Here is a 15,569-nt window from a genome sequence, read left to right as displayed (position 1 = left end):
TCCCATACGTCAGTTGTCGCCTTGGGCCTTGCTGCGAAAGGGTTCGGGTATAATTGCCTTTCAGAAGGCTCGGGCAGGATTGGTCGCGATAGACATCGCGCCTCCGCCCCACAAAGGAAGAACTACATGCCTGGATCTTTAGGTCGCGTCGGGCTGGTTTTCCGGACGTGCGCCGTCGAACGCCGAAAGGGAAAGGGCGCGTTCTTCAATTTCAAGAAGGCGAGGGAAGGGGGACATATCAACGCCCCAGCGATGCGCGTTATAGAGCTGAGCAACAAGGCAAATATCGGCGAGGTCGGGGCTGTCCCCAAAGCTGAACGTCGTGCCCTCGGGCAACAAGGCCTGATAGGCGGCAAACCCCTCGGTCATCCAATGGTGGAACCATTCAAGTTGTCCGTCCGTGGTCAGCCCTTCATTGGCCTTGAGGTATGACATGACCCGGAGGTTGTTCACCGGGTGGATGTCCATCGCTATGGTCTGAGCTGCAGCCTGTACGCGAGCACGCTGCAGCGGGTCTGTCGGCAACAGCTGAGGTTCGGGCACCGTGGCGTCCAGGTATTCGATGATCGCCAGAGACTGGGTCAAAAGCGTGCCATCCCCGAGGTCAAGTGTCGGAACACCTTTGCCAGGGTTGAGGGCGGTGTAGTCGGGTGCTTTCTGCTCTCCGGCGACCAGGTTGATGGGGCAGATCTCATAGCTGAGCCCCTTGAGATTCAGGGCAATCCGAACCCGGTATGAGGTCGTAGAACGCCAATAAGAGTAGAGTTTCATGACCTTCCCCAGTCCCTTCTGGTGTTTTGCGGAGGTACCTTTGTAGTCTGGCCCCGCGCCGGATCGGGTATCCGCCGCGGGCAGTGCATCAAGCGGTTTTGTTAAGCTCTTTGGCGTGCAGCCAATCTGCGTGCTTGGGTGCTTTCTTGGTTTTTGACCAGTCTTCCAGCATCAACCACTTCACTTCGTCCATTCGTGCCAGCATGGCTTCTTCGTCCGGATCAGGGCAGGCCAGTTCGATCCGGTGGCCCGATGGATCGAAGAAATAGATCGAGTGAAAGATCGAGTGGTCGGTAACCCCAAGAACTTCGACGCCGTTGGCTTCAAGATGCTCCTTGAATTCAATCAGTGTGGCGCGGTCTTTGACTTTGAACGCGATGTGCTGCACCCAGATCGGCGTATTCGGATCGCGGCCCATCTCAGGTTTTGTTGGTAGTTCAAAAAACGCCAGCACGTTACCATCACCTGCGTCCAGGAACAGATGCATGTAGGGGTCCGGCTCGTGGGTCGAGGGAACATGGTCTTCGGCAATGGCCAGAATGAAATCCATGTTCAGCATCTTTCCATACCACTCGACGGTTTCCTTGGCGTCTTTACAGCGATAGGCGACGTGGTGGATTTTCTCGATTTTCATCGTGTCCTCCTTTCTTGAGAGGCAAGATTGAATGGGGTCGCGCGGTTCACATCAGCCCCACTAACCAAAGCGATAGTGAGGGAACGAGGATCAGAAGCGTCAGCCGCACGATGTCAGCAATCCAGAAGGGCAGGACGCCTTTGAAGATAGTGGCCAGAGAAACGTCCTGAAGAACGCCTTTGAGCACGAAGACATTCATGCCGACCGGTGGTGTGATCAGGCTGATCTCGGTCGCGACAACTACGACGATGGCGAACCAGATCAGTGCGTTCTCGGGGTCAAGCAGCAACTCGTTTGCAAATTCCAGCTCGAACATCAGCGGGTAGAAGACCGGCACCGTCAGTAGGATCATCGACAGGCTTTCAAGCACACAGCCGAGCACCATGTAGACCACAATGATGAACACGATTACGGCCCAGACCGGCATTTCGTTGTCGATCACAAAACTGGACAGAGCATCGGGCAGTCCGGCGAAGTTGATGAAATTAGTGAAGAGTTCCGCGCCAATGATGACCGCAAAGATCATCGCGGTCGCGCGGATGGAATCCATAGTTGCCGTGAAGAATGCGCTCCATGTCATAGTCCGCAAGGCCACCGCGATCAGCACCGAAGCTCCTGCGCCCATACCGGCCGCCTCGGTCGGGGTGAAAAACCCGCCGTAGATCCCGGTCATGATGAACAGAAACAGACCCAGAACGCAGAAGACACCAACCAGATCGGTTCGGCTCATTGGTTCGGTGTTTTCTTCTTCGGGTGCGAGGGCAGGGTTCACGCGAACTGCAACCATCACTGCGCCGAGATACAGCAGAACACCGATGATACCCGGAATGATACCGGCGATGAACAATTTGGCGATGTTTGTTTCGGTCAACAGCCCATAGATGATCAGGATCACCGAGGGTGGGATCAGAATACCCAGCGTACCTCCGGCAGCGATGGAGCCGGTCGCGAGCCGGTCATCATAGCCAAACTTGCGCATCGAGGGCATGGCAACCTTGGACATGGTTGCCGCCGTTGCCAACGAGGACCCGCACACTGCGGAAAACCCACCGCAAGAGAACACTGACGCCATGGCAAGCCCACCGCGCAGCCTGCCGAACAGGCGATCAGCGCCCGCAAAAAGGCCATGCGCGACACCAGATCCGGCCAGGACATTGCCCATGAAAATAAAGAGCGGAATGACCGACAGGCTGTAGGATAGCGCGGTGTCGAAGGCCACTTGGCCTGTCATTGCCCAGGCCGGTTCCCAGCCGCGCATATAGGCAAAGCCAAAGCCTCCGACAGCTGCCATGGCAAAGGCAATCGGAACCCGCAACAGGATCAGCCCAAGAAGGACGGCAAAACCAATCAGGGATTCAATCATGGCAGAGCCTCCGGCGTGGACTTATCGGTGTTGCGTTCTTTTGGCGGCTGCAGACCGCGCAGAAAGGCAATGAAGGCGGAAACCATGCAGGACACGCCAGCGAGATAGCCGAATGGAGCCAGCGGAATTTCCAGCGCGTTACTGACCGCGCCGTCGTGGGCCGCCTTGGCCGCATGGGTGAAAAGCCGCCACGAGAAAGTGGCCAGCAATGCCGCCGAAAACAGCCCGGCAAACGCCGAGAGCAGGCGCTGGGCATGTTTGCCGAGGGCCATGTTCAGCAGGTCGACCTCGACATGCTCCCGTCGCTCAGTCGTCAATGGCAGAGCAAGGAACACCAGGGCCGCCAAAAGAATTTCAGTCAGTTCGAATGCACCTGTCAGAGGTGCATTCAGAAAGTAACGCCCGATCACGTCCACACAGGTGATGAGGATAAGGCAAAACAGGATCAGAGCGGCACCGGCACCAAGTGATCTGTCGAGTAGCAGCCCGATATCCAGCCCCTCTTCCGGGGGCTGGTCGGGGAAACGATGGCGAAGCCGCTCCATGGATCAGAAGTCCACGCCTGCCTGCTTGCGCAGTTCTTCCAAGGCCGCCGCTCCGTCGTAGCCGTCCGCCGAGATCGCTTCGGACCAAGCGGTTTCGGCATCTGCAGCCTGGGATTTGATCGTGTCCAAAACAGCAGCCGGGGCTTCGTAGACTTCGATCCCGGCCTTTTCTGCGGCTGCACTGCCTTTCTCGTCTGCGCCGATCCAGGCTTCGCCAACAAGTGCGGCAAACGCTTCACCAGAAATCGCCTCGATGGCGGCCTGGTCCTTTGCCGAGATTTCGTTCCACTTGTCCTCGTTCATCACCATGAACCACGTGGTGTTGTATAGACCACCGGGCACAGTCATTGTGTATTTGACGTCTTCGGTCAGTTTGAAGGCGGCAAGGGCGTCGTAGGGGAAGGTCACCCCGTCGATCACGCCGCGCGACAGCTTTTCATAGACCTCGCCCGAGGACATGAACAACGTGGTGGAGCCCATGCCTGACATGAGATCAGAGATGTATCCACCCGGAACGCGGATTTTCAGACCAGCAAAATCTTCCGCGGTCTCGATCTTGCGCACATTGTTGTGCAACATGCCCGGGCCGTGCACGAAAAGCCCCAAAAGCTTGGTGCCTTCATGCTCTTTCTGCGCTTCCAACGGGCCGGAATACACGTTCCAGAACGCCTTGGAGCCCGCCACGGCATCGTCGCCAATAAACGAGAACTGGCCGATGCGCGAACGGGTGAAACGGTCATCTGTGGTAAAGGAATGCAGGCCGTAGGTGATGTCGGCAATGCCGTCAGCGGCCATGTCATAGTGCGCAGGTGGCGGGCCGAGTGGCTTGGCCAGAACGCGGACAGTCACGCGACCGTCTGTGGCTTCTTCAACCTGTTTCGCCCAGGGCTTGATCGCGCCTGTCACGATCGGGTGGCGCGGCGGTAGCCAGCTGGACAGGGCAAGCGTCGTCTCGGCCATCGCGGTCGTGGCAAACGAGAGGGCGATGGTTGTCGCGCCAACGCATGCGAGCGCACGGGTTTTAAAGTTCAGTTTCATGGTATCCTCCCTAAATGGATTAATTCGCGGCAGTTTTGATCGCCTCGCTCAGAACCGAGCGGTTGCCGATATGGTTGGCCAGAACCAGGACCAGGCGGGCGTTCAATGCATCGCTTTCGGCTTTCTCCAACCCCTCATGAGCGGCCAGAAGCTCAGCGTAGAAATCGTCGACACCGTCGATGTTCGGGGTCAAGATCAAGTCAGTCATGGGTGTTACTCCTTACCGACAGCGCGTCGGATGGATGCGCGGATTGAGTTCTCGTCAAAGCTGGGGCGGCGGGCAGCTACGTGCTGATCCGGACGGATCAGGTAAACCGCGCAATCAGCCTCACCCAGATACCGTTTTTTCAGGGCACCGGTTTTGTCATCCTTGACCGACAGGGCCAGACGCGTGACTTGAATACCGTCTTCTTCGATCAAGTCGGGCGCTTCTGCGTCGATGGTCATCAAGACGAATTTGTCGCCCAGTTTGGACAGAAGGAAGTCGTCGCCCAGCGGAGCATCCGGGCAGACCGAGCCGGGACGAGATCGCGACGGGCCGTTCAAGGCATCCGCCGAATTGAGCGGCGATCCATCATATGTACAGGGAACCGACAGGCGCCCTGAATTCACCATTGGGCGCGCAAACTCATACTTTTGCGATAGGGAAAGAACGGCATCGCGCAGCGTGCGGCTCGCGTCGGTTTTCGGAGTGATGAAATCGGTCGACCGGGTCGAATTCAGGATGTTCTCGTCCGCTCCGTGGATACGTTCGGCGTCGTATGTCTCCAACAGGCTTTCGGGGGCTTCACCACGTATGACCATGCCCAGTTTCCAGCCGAGGTTATCGACATCCTGCATGCCAGAGTTTGCACCGCGTGCGCCGAATGGGGACACCTGATGCGCCGCGTCGCCCGCAAAGAAAACGCGGCCATGACGGAAGCTGTCCATTCGTTTGCACTGGAACGTGTAGATGGATGACCAGACCATGTCATATTCAACACCGTCCCCCAGGAACGCGTCGAGACGACGACGGATGTTCTCTTCCTTCATTTCTTCGGTGCGGTCGACGTCCCATCCGATCTGGAAATCCACGCGCCAAACGTCATCTGGCTGCTTGTGCAGCAGGGTAGAGGCGCCCGATCCATGGGACGGTTCGAACCAGAACCAGCGTTCGGTCGGAAAGCTGTCGTTCTTCATCTTGATGTCGGCAATCAGGAAACTGTCCTGAAAGACTTTGCCTGTGAAATTCAGGTCCAGCATCGTCCGCAGAGGTGAGGACGCTCCATCGCACCCGATCAGCCAGTCTGCTTCCAGAGTGTAAGGGCCGTCTGGCGTCATGATGGAGAGAGTGACGTGGTCGTCGTGAACTTTGACCGCATCCACACGGTTCTTGCCGCGAATTTCGATCGGCGCGCCTTGTTTCTGCAGGTCTTCGAAGCGATCGAGTTGATAGCTTTCAAAATAGGGCTGCTGCATGTTGATGAAAGCGGGGTATTCATGCCCTTCTTCGGGCAAAAGGTTGAATTCGAATACCTGGTCATCCTTGTGAAAGACCTTGCCAAGGTTCCAGACGACGCCTTTGTCGACCATCGGTTTTCCGCACCCATAGCGGTCTGCAATCTCAAGGCAGCGCTTGGCGAAACAAATGGCACGCGACCCCATGCCCACACCTTCGTGGTCATCCAGTACCAGCGTCGGAATGCCCTGACGCCCAAGGTCCAGCGCTGTGGCGACACCGACCGGGCCACCGCCCATCACAACGACCGGGTGGCGTACCGGAGTCGCTGCATCCTGATCGGTCGACTTCTTGTAGGGATAACGCTTGTAGGCAAGGGTGTATCGATCATCGAACATCTGTTTTGTCCTCTGGCTGCGCGCGTTTCTCTTTGATTGGAAGCCCGGCCAAGCAGCCGGGCCGACACTTTTTAGCCCTGTAAGGCCTCCCACATTTCCAGATCACGCTGAGCGGTCCAGATGCGGGGGGTGTCGATGCCGCCCGCCTCGTCATAGGCGCGGGCGACGTTGAAGGGCAGGCAGTGTTCGTAGATCGCGTAGCTAGCGAATTTGGGATCGCATTCAGCCCGCACGGCATCCCATGCTTCTTTCAGGGACCCGCCGCGTGCCGCGACTTTGGCCGCGGGGCGGTAGGTGCTTTCGACAAAGTCGCGGGTGTTTTCAATGGCGGCGTTGACCATTTTTTTGCCGACCAATGCATCGCCGCGACCTGGCGCGATTGCGTCGACGTCAAACCATTTGATCTGATCCAGTGTGTCGCCCCAGTCTCCAAAGTGCCCGTCGCCGCAATAGCAGGCGGAGTGATATTCCACGATGTCGCCAGTAAACATGACGTTCTGATCAGGCACATGGATGACGATATCGCCGGCCGTATGAGCGCGCCCCAGGTGCATCAGATCGACCCGGCGATTGCCCAGGTAAACAGTCATTGTGTCGCTGAACGTGGTCGTGGGCCATGTCAGGCCCGGAATGCTCTCATGGCCTTCGAACAAGCGGGGGAAGCGCTGGAACTCGCTATCCCAGTCCTCTTTGCCCCGTTCAACGACCATAGCGCGGGCCATGTCCGACATCAGGATCTGTTGCGCACCAAAGGCGCTGGCGCCCAGAACGCGAACTGCGTGGTAGTGGGTCAGGGCAACATGGGTGATCGGTTTATCGGTGACGGACCTTACGCATTCGATCACCTTGTTGGCCAGGCGCGGGGTCGCTTGCGCCTCGACAATCATTACGCTGTCATCGCCAATGATCACGCCCGAGTTCGGATCACCCTCGGCCGTAAAGGCATAAAGGCCATCGCCGACCTCGGTGAACGAGATTTTCTTTTCCGACATGTCCCCCTGGGACGCGAATGCCTTGGCCATGAGTGCCCTCCAAAGATGCGATGCAGTCGGAGCTATGTCGTTGGCAGAGTCGACTGTTTCGTTACATTTGCAACAATATCGTTTCATTTGCAACGAAAGTCAACGGAAAGGTTTGGGCGGATGAGCATTGTCGAAATGGGCGCTAGGAGCTGAGCGGTCGCCCTGTAAGCAACAGAGAGGCCTGCCTTGGATGCGAAACCTGCAAAGCTGACGCTTTGTGCGAGTCGAGACTGCCGCCAGGAAAATTCTACTTGCCAAATTTGGAACGTTCCACTAAACGTTTGGAACGTTCCAAAATCTGGGTGGGAAGAATGAACTGGGTCTTTGTCGGGGCGAGCACGATAGCTTCGCAATATATGTTGGATGCTGTGCGTCAGCAGGTCGGCAATGACGTCACCTGGGTGGTCAGCAATTCGCCGGATCGGGTGAAGGTTTGGGCCAGCGAACACGGCATCCCCAATGCCACCACCGACTTGAGTGCGGCGCTTTCGGATCCGAGCGTGCAGGCGGTGTACATCTCTTCGACCAACGAAAAACACCATGGCCAGGCCATGGCGGCCATCGCAGCGGGTAAGCATGTGCTTTGTGAAAAGCCGCTTGGGATGACGCAAGCAGAAGCGGTCGAAATGGTTCGCGCTGCCGAGGCGGCGGGCGTGGCTTTTGGCACAAATCACCATCTGCGGTGCTCCGGCAGCCATCGTGCCATTCGCGACCTTATCGCGGATGGTCGCGTTGGTGATGTTCTGTCTTTGCGTATTCACCATGCGGTGCATTTGCCCGGAAACTTGCAGGGCTGGCGCATCAATTCAGCTGACGCAGGCGGTGGTGTGATCCCGGACATTGTCGTTCACGATGCCGACGTCACGCGGTTCCTGCTGAAAGAGGACCCTGTTTCCGTCGTCGCGCAAATGGCAAGCTCGGGCATGGGGCAGGGGGTCGAGGACTCGTGCATGTCCGTCTGGACGATGCCCTCGGGTGCGATGGTCATGACGCACGAAAGCTTCACGCACCCCTTTGCCGGTTCTGGCCTGCAGGTGCATGGAACCAAGGGGTCAATCTTTGCCGAAGGTGTGATGACGCAGCGCCCGGTGGGGCAGATCGCATTGGTGACCGAGGAAGGACGCGAAGAAATCCCGTTCTCGGACCACTCGTTATACGTTCAAGGTGTATCCGAGTTTGTCGCCGCGGCCGCAGGCCAAGGTCGCCCGGCTGCAGACGGACCGGACGGTGTGAAATCCTTGTCCGTCGCACTAAGCGTGCGCGAAGCCGCAGCCTCGGGCCAGCGCATCAACGTAGATTACGGTGGCTTCTGATGACCAAGCTTGTTTCCGTTTCCGAGGCCGTTTCTCGCATCCCGGACAACGCGGTCGTCACCGTTTCCTCCTCCTCGGCGCTGGGCTGCCCTGACCTTGTCCTGAAGGCATTGGGCGAGCGGTTTCGCAAAGAAGGCCATCCGCGCAACATCACCACGCTGCACCCCATCGCCGCTGGCGATATGTACGGTGTGAAGGGTATGGACTACCTGGCGCAGGATGGGCTGCTCAGCCGTGTTTTGGCTGGGTCATACCCGTCGGGCCCCTCCAGCCTAGAGATGCCGGAAATCTGGAAGATGATCGTCGAGGATCGGGTCGCCGCCTACAACGTGCCGTCGGGCATTCTGTTCGACATGCACCGCGAAGCCGCAGCGCATCGCCCCGGTGTTCTGACGCAAGTGGGTCTTGAGACCTTCGTGGATCCGGTGCGCGAGGGGTGTGCGATGAACGAACGCGGGTCAGCCGCGCCTATCGTCGCAAGGAAAGAGTTTGACGGTCAGACCTGGCTGCACTTCCCGAATATCAATCCGAATGTCTGCGTGTTGCGCGCGACCACGGCGGATGAGTTCGGCAACCTGACCTATGAACATGAAGGCGCGTATCTGGGCGGGCTGGAGCAAGCGATATGCGTCCGAAACCACGGCGGAATCGTGATCGCGCAGGTTCAACGCGTAACCGCCGAGGGCAGCTTGCGCCCTCATGATGTGCGTGTGCCTGGGCATTTGGTCGATCTGATCGTCGAAGACCCAGAACAGATGCAGACGACGGAAACGTCTTACGACCCTGCGATCTCTGGCCAGATTATGCGCCCGTGGGACAGTTTTTCGCTGGCTGAACATGGGGTCGAAAAGGTCATCGCCCGCCGTGCCGCGCAAGAGCTGCGCAGCGGCATGAGCGCTAATCTGGGTTTTGGTATCAGCGCCATGGTCCCGCGTATCTTGTTGGAAGAGGGTCATCCGCAGGCTGTAACCTGGGCGATCGAGCAGGGGGCCGTTGGAGGCGTCCCATTGACCGGCTTTGCCTTTGGCTGCGCATCCAACGCGCATGCTTTTGTGCCGTCCCCGCAGCAGTTCATCTATTTTCAGGGCGGCGGGTTCGACATGTCGTTCCTCTCGTTCCTTGAGGTGGATGTCGAAGGCAACGTGAACGTCTCCAAGCTGGGTAAGAAACCCTACCTGACCGCAGGATGCGGTGGGTTCGTCGACATAACTGCCCGCGCCAAAAAAATCGTGTTTTCAGGCTGGTTCGAAGCCGGTGCCAAAATCGACCTGACGGATGAAGGTATCCGAGTGGATGCCCCTGGGAAATTCACCAAGATGGTGGATCAGGTCGAGCACGTCACATTCTCGGGCCGCCGCGCCCGCGAAACGGGTCAGGATGTACTCTATGTGACCGAGCGCTGCGTCATTCGTCTGACGGATCAGGGTCTGGTTGCGACGGAAATCATGCCCGGCATCGAGGCGCAGCGCGACATTGTCGAAGCGTCGGGTGGTCGCGTCAAAGTCGCGGAAAATGCAGTTCAGATGCCCAAATCTCTGTTCGCAGTTGGCCCGATGGGGATGACTCTGTGAGCAAGCTCGGGTTTCATATAGAGGGTTCAACCGCTGTCCTGACATTGGACAACGTGTCCAAGCTGAATGCTCTGACGGTGGACATGCTGGACGCGCTGGAGGCTGGTCTGCAAGAAATCGAGCGTGACGGGTCCATTCGTGCGCTTATTCTGACCGGCGCAGGAGAGAAAGCGTTTTGCTGCGGAGCTGATATTGGCGCATGGGGCGGCCTAAGCCCCGCCGAATTCGCGCGCCACTGGGTCCGTGACGGGCATCGGGTCTTTGATCGTCTGGCACGGATCGGCAAACCAACGATCGCTGCGATCAACGGTCACGCCTTTGGCGGCGGGTTGGAGTTGGCCAGTTGTTGTGATCTGCGCCTGATGACCCCGCGTGCCACGTTGGCTTTGCCCGAAGCACGGGTCGGCATCGTGCCGGGCTGGTCCGGTACGCAGCGGTTGACCCGGCTTATCCCCGAGGCTGCGGTGAAAGAGATGGCTCTTTTCGGGCGCCGTATTGGTGCCGACCGTGCACTTGCCTTGGGCTATGTGACCGAGGTCACCGACGACGTTCTGGCGCGCGCGCTTGAGATCACAGCTGATCTTGACGACCTGTCGTCCCGCGCCACCGAAATCTCAAAAAACATGATCCATGCTGCGGTCGGTGAAGACACTCATGCCGCGGTCGAAGCCTTGGGAAGTGCCGCAATTGCCGCCTCGGCGGACCGCGAAGAAGGCGTCGCAGCGTTCATGGAAAAACGAAACCCCACATTTTCGGGCCTCTGACGATATGAAAGACATCACCATCAACCCTGCCATCCCGTTCGAGCTGCCGCCTCTGTTTGAGGGTCGGCACCTTATTGATGGCACGTGGCAGGACAGCGCGTCGGGTGAGACGTTCGAGCGTCGCTCACCCTCACACGGCCACATCGTCAGCCGCTCGGCCATGGGTGGCGAAGTTGAGACTCAGGCCGCAATCCAAGCCGCACGAAAAGCATTCGACAGCGGTGTCTGGAGCCGGGCATCGGGAAAGGAACGCGCCACAGTTCTGCTGAAAGTGGCAGATCTGATCGAACAGAATGTCGACCGCATCGCCCTGATTGAAACGCTGGAAAGCGGTAAGCCGATTAGCCAATCCAAAGGCGAGGTTGGCGGTGCTGCAGACCTGTGGCGTTACGCGGCCTCATTGGCGCGTAGTACCCATGGCGACAGCCACAACACCCTGGGTGCGGACATGATGGGTGTCGTGCTGAAGGAACCCATCGGTGTCGTGTCGATCATCACTCCGTGGAACTTCCCGTTTTGGATCCTTAGCCAGAAACTGCCCTTTGCACTGGCCGCAGGCTGTACCGTTGTTGTCAAACCGTCCGAGATGACTCCGTCGACAACCCTGATGCTGGGTGAGCTGCTTATTGAGGCCGGACTGCCTGCAGGTGTCTGCAACATGGTTTTAGGCTACGGCGTTCCGGTTGGCAGTTTGATGTCCACCCACGACGGCGTGGACATGGTCAGCTTTACCGGCTCGACCGCCGTGGGCAAGACGATCAGCGCTGTTGCGTCGGACACGCTCAAGAAAGTTGCGCTGGAGCTTGGGGGCAAGAACCCGCAGGTCATCTTTCCGGACGCCGATTTGGACGCAGCCGCCGATGCTGTTGTGTTCGGCGTCTATTTCAACGTCGGCCAGTGCTGCAACTCCAGCAGTCGTATCATCGTGCACGAAGACATTGCCGATGACTTCCGCGAGCGTGTCGTTGCCCTGTCGCGCAAGGTCAAGTTCGGTGACCCGCTGGACCCAACGACGCAGGTTGGCGCGATTGTCACGCCCGAGCATAACGCGATAATCGACGCATACGTCAAACAGGCGCAGGCATCGGGTGCCACCATCGCCTTGGGCGGTGCGCCGCTGCAGGTCGAAGGGCTGGGCGATCAGTTCTATCAGCCTACCATCGTTACGAACGTTCAGCCCGAGATGCCGATTGCGCGGGACGAAGTGTTTGGCCCCGTCCTATCCGTTCTGACGTTCAAAACACTGGACGAAGCCGTCGCGCTGACCAATGATAGCGCTTACGGTCTGTCGGCAGGGGTCTGGAGCGAAAACGTCCACACCTGCCTGGAATTTGCCCGTCGTGCAGAAACGGGAACTGTATGGACCAACACCTGGATGGACGGATTCCCCGAGGTTGCCTTCGGTGGGTTCAAGCAATCCGGGCAGGGGCGGGAAATCGGACGCTACGGGTTCGAGGAATTTTTCGAAGTGAAATCAGTGGTCATGCGCATCGGCAACAGCCGCGCGCCATGGGTTCCGCAAGATTAAGACCGGGCACCGGATCGGTCTCGAATAAGAAGAACGCATTAAGGGAGGAAACAAGAATGCGTAAACTGCTTAAGACAAAATCGCTGATTGTGGCGGGTCTGCTGTGCACGACCAGTCTGGCGCAAGCTGAAGAGGTTGAGGTTCTGCACTGGTGGACCTCGGGCGGCGAAGCTGCTGCGTTGAACGTTCTCAAGGACGACCTGTCCGGTCAGGGTATCGGTTGGACCGATATGCCGGTTGCAGGTGGTGGTGGCGAACAGGCCATGACCGTTCTGCGCGCGCGTGTGACCGCTGGCAACGCTCCTACAGCTGTTCAGGCGCTGGGCTTTGACATCATCGACTGGGCCAATCAGGGCGCGCTGGCCGACCTGAATGAAGTGGCCGCCAAAGAAGGTTGGGATGACGTCGTGCCGGACGCGCTGAAGGCCTTCGCCAAGCATGACGGCAAGTGGGTCTCGGCGCCGGTGAACGTGCACTCGACCAACTGGGTCTGGGCGAACAAGGCGGTTCTGGATGCGAACGGTATCGCTCAGCCGACGAACTGGGATGAGTTCGTTGCCGCCGTTGAGGCGCTGAAAGCGGCTGGTGTCACCCCGATCGCCCATGGTGGTCAGGCGTGGCAGGATGCGACCATTTTCGACGCGGTAGCGATGTCGACACTTGGACCGGATGGCTACAAGGCTGCCTTCATTGATCTGGACGAGGAAACGCTTGGTGGCGACGCGATGAAAGAAGCGTTCGACCGCATGGCCTTTATCCGCGACAACGTGGATGAGAACTTCTCGGGGCGCGACTGGAACCTGGCGACTGCAATGGTCATCAATGGTGAGGCCGGTTTCCAGATGATGGGTGACTGGGCAAAGGGTGAATTCCTGAACGCGGGCAAAGTACCGGGCGAGGATTTCCTGTGCTTCCGTTTCCCCGGCACGCAGGATCAGGTCACGTTCAACGCGGACCAGTTCATGATGTTCGATCAGGGCGGCACAGTTTCGGCTGAACAGGCCGCACTCGCCAGCGCGATCCTGTCGCCAAGCTTCCAGATTGCCTTCAACAAGGTAAAAGGTTCAGTTCCGGCGCGTACCGACGTGGATGGCAGCGATCTGGATGCCTGTGGTCAGCAGGGCATGAAGGATCTGGCTGCAGCCGCTTCGTCCGGCAACCTGTTCGGTTCAATGGCCCACGGCCACGCTGCACCGGCATCGGTGAAGAACGCGGTCTATGACGTCGTCACCGCGCATTTTAACGGTGAGTATGACAGCGAAACCGCAGTGACCGAACTGGTCGACGCGGTCTCGATCGCCAAGTGATCCGAAAGTGATCCTCCCGATGGGGCGGCGCGTCTGCCGCCCTGTCACCAAGAGGGCGCAAACGCTCCAACATACCACCACTCGAACGAGGAGGGCGCGCCATGGCTGGATCAGCCGACGCGGATTTCAAGACACGCCTTCAGAACTGGATACCCAAACTGGTCCTGTCGCCATCACTGGCGATGATGCTGGTCTTTGTTTACGGGTTCATTCTGTTCTCGGTCTACCTGTCCTTTACCGACAGCCGCATCCTGCCGACCTATGGCTGGGTTGGCTGGGAAAATTACGATAAACTTTGGCGGCTAAGTCATTGGGAAACCTCGCTGATCAATATGGGTATCTTTGCGAGCCTCTATATCGTGATCTGCACCTGTATCGGCTTGGGTCTGGCGATCTTCCTTGATCAGAAAATCCGTGGCGAAGGTCTGCTGCGCCCGATCTACTTGTACCCGATGGCGCTGAGCTTCATCGTGACCGGTACCGCTTGGAAGTGGTTCCTGGATCCCGGCATTGGGCTGGAAAACGTGATGCACACCTGGGGCTGGACCAGCTTCGAGTTCGACTGGATCAAGAACCGGGACTACGCCATCTATACGGTGGTTCTGGCGGCCGTCTGGCAGACCAGCGGTTTCGTGATGGCGATGTTTCTCGCTGGCCTTCGTGGGATCGACAATGAAATTCTGCGGGCCGCGCAAATGGACGGGGCCTCGAACTGGAACCTCTATCGCCGGATCATCATCCCGCAGCTGCGTCCGGCGTTCCTGTCGGCCTTCGTGATCCTCAGCCACCTTGCGATCAAGACCTTTGACCTTGTGATCGCCCTGACCGGAGGCGGGCCAGGCCGTGCGACCGAGCTGCCCGCGACCTTCATGTATTCCTACACGTTCACCCGGAACCAGATGGGGATTGGCGCGGCCTCGGCCACGATCATGCTGATGACCATTGCGGCGATCATGATCCCCTACCTCTACGCCGAATTGCGGGAGAAACGCTGATGTCCCAAGCAACTCAGGATACCGCAATCCGCACCGGCCGCGTCACGCGCACGTTGATCTATCTGGTGCTGCTGCTGTTCGGTCTGTTCTACCTGCTGCCACTTTACGTGATGCTGGTGAACTCGGTGAAACCACTGGAGGAAATTACCGGCGGCGGCATGATGAACCTGCCTCAGGTCTTCACGCTAGAGCCTTGGCTTAAGGCGTGGTCCTCGGCGCAGATTGGCGTCGATCCTACGGGATTGAAGCCGTACTTCTGGAACTCAATCAAGATGGTGGTTCCGGCGGTGATCGTCTCGACCATCCTTGGAGCGCTGAATGGCTATGTGCTGACAAAATGGCGCTTCAAGTATGACACCATCCTTTTCGGCCTGATGTTGTTCGCCTGCTTCATCCCGTTCCAGATCGTGTTGATCCCAATGGCGCGTATGTTGGGTATCATCGGGCTGGCGGGCACGACTTGGGGCCTTGCACTGGTGCATGTGGTCTATGGGATCGGGTTTACCACGCTGTACTTCCGCAACTACTACGCCGTGTTCCCGACCGAGCTGATCCGGGCCGCCCAGATCGACGGGGCGGGATTCTTCCAGATCTTCTGGCGCATCCTTTTGCCCAGTTCCGGACCGATCGCAGTGGTGTCGATCATCTGGCAGTTCACCAATATCTGGAATGACTTCCTGTTCGGTGCATCCTTTGCCGATGCCAACAGCCAGCCGATGACAGTCGCACTCAACAATCTGGTGCAGTCGTCAACCGGTGTGAAGGAATACAACGTTCATTTCGCAGGCGCCATTCTGGCGGCCATGCCAACTCTGCTCGTCTACATCGTGGCCGGACGCTACTTCGTCCGCGGCCTGATGGCGGGTTCCGTGAAAGGATGAG

15 protein-coding genes are annotated in these 15,569 nt (G+C 58.3%); 7 read left to right on the top strand and 8 right to left on the bottom strand.

What is annotated here, in order from left to right:
• Window positions 1–138 precede the first annotated feature (138 nt).
• From maiA to ACR0MV_RS09590, 8 genes are all read right to left on the bottom strand, one after another.
• Window positions 139–771 (bottom strand): maleylacetoacetate isomerase, encoded by a 633-nt coding sequence (gene maiA / locus ACR0MV_RS09625; protein WP_480701969.1) that lies wholly within the window; start codon window positions 769–771, stop codon window positions 139–141.
• A gap of 88 nt (window positions 772–859) precedes the next feature.
• Window positions 860–1,405: a VOC family protein gene (locus ACR0MV_RS09620; RefSeq protein WP_480701968.1), complete on the bottom strand. Its 546-nt coding sequence runs from the start codon at window positions 1,403–1,405 to the stop codon at window positions 860–862.
• Window positions 1,406–1,451: 46 nt separating this feature from the next.
• Window positions 1,452–2,768: a TRAP transporter large permease gene (locus ACR0MV_RS09615; RefSeq protein WP_170464426.1), complete on the bottom strand. Its 1,317-nt coding sequence runs from the start codon at window positions 2,766–2,768 to the stop codon at window positions 1,452–1,454.
• A complete protein-coding gene (locus tag ACR0MV_RS09610) occupies window positions 2,765–3,313 on the bottom strand; it encodes a TRAP transporter small permease (protein WP_254439157.1) in 549 nt (182 codons plus the stop codon). Before ACR0MV_RS09610 ends, ACR0MV_RS09615 begins: the two co-directional genes overlap by 4 nt.
• A 3-nt stretch (window positions 3,314–3,316) precedes the next feature.
• Window positions 3,317–4,351 carry a TRAP transporter substrate-binding protein gene (locus tag ACR0MV_RS09605; protein ID WP_480701967.1) on the bottom strand — a complete coding sequence of 345 codons (1,035 nt, stop codon included), beginning with the start codon at window positions 4,349–4,351 and terminating at the stop codon, window positions 3,317–3,319.
• 19 nt (window positions 4,352–4,370) lie between these two features.
• Window positions 4,371–4,559, bottom strand: coding sequence for a DUF2783 domain-containing protein (locus ACR0MV_RS09600; RefSeq protein ID WP_480701966.1), 189 nt, complete (start codon window positions 4,557–4,559; stop codon window positions 4,371–4,373).
• Between the two features lie 5 nt (window positions 4,560–4,564).
• On the bottom strand, window positions 4,565–6,187 hold the full coding sequence (locus ACR0MV_RS09595; RefSeq protein ID WP_480701965.1) for an FAD-dependent oxidoreductase: 1,623 nt from the start codon (window positions 6,185–6,187) through the stop codon (window positions 4,565–4,567).
• A 71-nt stretch (window positions 6,188–6,258) separates the two neighbouring features.
• Window positions 6,259–7,209, bottom strand: coding sequence for an MBL fold metallo-hydrolase (locus ACR0MV_RS09590; protein ID WP_480701964.1), 951 nt, complete (start codon window positions 7,207–7,209; stop codon window positions 6,259–6,261).
• Window positions 7,210–7,520: 311 nt separating this feature from the next.
• Here ACR0MV_RS09590 and ACR0MV_RS09585 point away from each other — a divergent pair, with 311 nt between their 5' ends.
• From ACR0MV_RS09585 to ACR0MV_RS09555, 7 genes are all read left to right on the top strand, one after another.
• The gene (locus tag ACR0MV_RS09585) at window positions 7,521–8,522 is read left to right on the top strand and encodes a Gfo/Idh/MocA family protein (RefSeq protein WP_170422346.1); all 1,002 of its coding nucleotides are present in this window, start codon (window positions 7,521–7,523) and stop codon (window positions 8,520–8,522) included.
• Entirely contained in the window at window positions 8,522–10,093 is a 1,572-nt protein-coding gene (locus ACR0MV_RS09580; protein ID WP_170422344.1) for an acyl CoA:acetate/3-ketoacid CoA transferase, read from the top strand. The genes ACR0MV_RS09585 and ACR0MV_RS09580 overlap by 1 nt, the downstream gene beginning before the upstream one ends.
• Window positions 10,090–10,857: an enoyl-CoA hydratase/isomerase family protein gene (locus tag ACR0MV_RS09575; protein ID WP_480701963.1), complete on the top strand. Its 768-nt coding sequence runs from the start codon at window positions 10,090–10,092 to the stop codon at window positions 10,855–10,857. The genes ACR0MV_RS09580 and ACR0MV_RS09575 overlap by 4 nt, the downstream gene beginning before the upstream one ends.
• 4 nt (window positions 10,858–10,861) lie before the next feature.
• On the top strand, window positions 10,862–12,385 hold the full coding sequence (locus ACR0MV_RS09570) for an aldehyde dehydrogenase family protein (RefSeq protein WP_480701962.1): 1,524 nt from the start codon (window positions 10,862–10,864) through the stop codon (window positions 12,383–12,385).
• A gap of 56 nt (window positions 12,386–12,441) precedes the next feature.
• A complete protein-coding gene (locus ACR0MV_RS09565; RefSeq protein WP_480701961.1) occupies window positions 12,442–13,692 on the top strand; it encodes an ABC transporter substrate-binding protein in 1,251 nt (416 codons plus the stop codon).
• A 101-nt stretch (window positions 13,693–13,793) separates the two neighbouring features.
• Complete coding sequence (locus tag ACR0MV_RS09560; protein ID WP_170422335.1) at window positions 13,794–14,687, top strand: carbohydrate ABC transporter permease; 894 nt, start codon at window positions 13,794–13,796, stop codon at window positions 14,685–14,687.
• A complete protein-coding gene (locus ACR0MV_RS09555; RefSeq protein WP_170422333.1) occupies window positions 14,687–15,568 on the top strand; it encodes a carbohydrate ABC transporter permease in 882 nt (293 codons plus the stop codon). The genes ACR0MV_RS09560 and ACR0MV_RS09555 overlap by 1 nt, the downstream gene beginning before the upstream one ends.
• Window position 15,569 lies beyond the last annotated feature (1 nt).

The sequence above is a fragment of the Ruegeria sp. BC3 genome (assembly GCF_056539265.1).
The sequence above is the reverse complement of the archived record's forward strand: the minus strand, read 5'-3'. Positions and strand labels throughout refer to the sequence as shown.

Bases quoted from the DNA above. Each gene is read 5' to 3' on its own strand.
- maiA (WP_480701969.1), bottom strand. From the start codon at position 771: ATGAAACTCTACTCTTATTGGCGTTCTACGACCTCATACCGGGTTCGG.
- ACR0MV_RS09620 (WP_480701968.1), bottom strand. From the start codon at position 1,405: ATGAAAATCGAGAAAATCCACCACGTCGCCTATCGCTGTAAAGACGCC.
- ACR0MV_RS09615 (WP_170464426.1), bottom strand. From the start codon at position 2,768: ATGATTGAATCCCTGATTGGTTTTGCCGTCCTTCTTGGGCTGATCCTG.
- ACR0MV_RS09610 (WP_254439157.1), bottom strand. From the start codon at position 3,313: ATGGAGCGGCTTCGCCATCGTTTCCCCGACCAGCCCCCGGAAGAGGGG.
- ACR0MV_RS09605 (WP_480701967.1), bottom strand. From the start codon at position 4,351: ATGAAACTGAACTTTAAAACCCGTGCGCTCGCATGCGTTGGCGCGACA.
- ACR0MV_RS09600 (WP_480701966.1), bottom strand. From the start codon at position 4,559: ATGACTGACTTGATCTTGACCCCGAACATCGACGGTGTCGACGATTTC.
- ACR0MV_RS09595 (WP_480701965.1), bottom strand. From the start codon at position 6,187: ATGTTCGATGATCGATACACCCTTGCCTACAAGCGTTATCCCTACAAG.
- ACR0MV_RS09590 (WP_480701964.1), bottom strand. From the start codon at position 7,209: ATGGCCAAGGCATTCGCGTCCCAGGGGGACATGTCGGAAAAGAAAATC.
- ACR0MV_RS09585 (WP_170422346.1), top strand. From the start codon at position 7,521: ATGAACTGGGTCTTTGTCGGGGCGAGCACGATAGCTTCGCAATATATG.
- ACR0MV_RS09580 (WP_170422344.1), top strand. From the start codon at position 8,522: ATGACCAAGCTTGTTTCCGTTTCCGAGGCCGTTTCTCGCATCCCGGAC.
- ACR0MV_RS09570 (WP_480701962.1), top strand. From the start codon at position 10,862: ATGAAAGACATCACCATCAACCCTGCCATCCCGTTCGAGCTGCCGCCT.
- ACR0MV_RS09565 (WP_480701961.1), top strand. From the start codon at position 12,442: ATGCGTAAACTGCTTAAGACAAAATCGCTGATTGTGGCGGGTCTGCTG.
- ACR0MV_RS09560 (WP_170422335.1), top strand. From the start codon at position 13,794: ATGGCTGGATCAGCCGACGCGGATTTCAAGACACGCCTTCAGAACTGG.
- ACR0MV_RS09555 (WP_170422333.1), top strand. From the start codon at position 14,687: ATGTCCCAAGCAACTCAGGATACCGCAATCCGCACCGGCCGCGTCACG.